The organism is Psychrobacter sp. 1U2, from assembly GCF_051847575.1.
On record NZ_JBPYDC010000359.1, the window covers coordinates 1 to 1,165 of the forward strand.

Below are 1,165 nucleotides of genomic sequence, written 5' to 3' on the forward strand. Positions count from 1 at the left end.
ACTCTTGATTTAAATCATCAATCATACTTTGGTACTTCTCTTTTCTACTAGCAATTTTGCTGCGCTCTTCTTCTACATTTGCGATGAGTTTTTTGGCAACGTCAACGCTTTTATCAAAAGCGGCAAGCTCCATATCTACCACAGCGATTAATCGCTCTAGCGTCATAGCAGTAGCTCTTCCGGTAACGCCATTAGTCATGCCCATCGCTTCAGACATAAAGTCTTCTCTGAGCTTATTTGCCCATTGGAATAAACCTGCCATCGACATGCTAGAGTCGCTGTTCTCATTGGACTGCTCTGTTGCATCAGCGTCATTTTGTTCAGTGTCGTCTTGCTGCTTGGCATTATTTTCTTTAGCATCGTTGGACTTGTCACTTTTGCGAGTCTTGTCTTCTTTGCTAGTTTTACTTTCTTTATTAGTATCGCCAGCTTTGTCAGACTGATCATCTTTTTCAGCTTTAGTGTCTTTCTTAGATGCTTCTTTTTTATCAGATTTCTGATTTTTTTCAACATTTTCATTTTTGCTAGCGCTTTCAGCTTTGCCTTGGTTGTCTGACTTAGCATTAGCGTCTTTGGCTTTACTAGAGCTTTGAGATTTATCTTGGCTTTCAGACTTGTTATCTGCTGATTTATCATTTTTAGCAGTATTATCAGTTTTCTTGTCTTTAGTTTTATCGTCTTGAGCCTTGTTGTCCTGATCTTTATCTTCTTGATAGTCGTGCTCAGCGTTGTATTCTTCAAAGTTGCCATTTTCAAATACTACGGTATCGTCTTTTACAACCTCTACAGCCGTTACCGCGTTATTGTTCTCGTCTTTGGTATTGTTTTTGCTAGAATTATTATTTGACATAATTAATTCTCCTGTTTAGGTATATTAAATAAAAAATATTTATGCTCAAAGGCATGCACAGTTGATATTATGCTGGAGTGATCTTTTAATCAATATCACGACATAAATATACTTATTAAGACCTACAGGAAAAAACATTTTACTAGAGAATTTAACATGTTTAGATAGTTATACTTTTATGCAGATGAATATCTACACGAGCTTTTGGTATATCTTGTAAATGTTGAGCGAGTAGGGATAAAGTTACCGTATCCCAATCTAAAGAGGTCACATTTGAGGTATGAGACTTTTTGGTTGGGTTATTCTTTGGAGAGT

Annotated in this window: 1 protein-coding gene; it reads right to left on the reverse strand. The window is 36.5% G+C overall.

Features of this window, described 5'->3' with window-relative positions:
• The coding region (locus tag ACS8FD_RS15815) for a hypothetical protein (RefSeq protein WP_439262491.1) at positions 1 to 850 on the reverse strand (850 nt) is incomplete at its 3' end.
• Between the last annotated feature and the right edge of the window lie 315 nt (positions 851 to 1,165).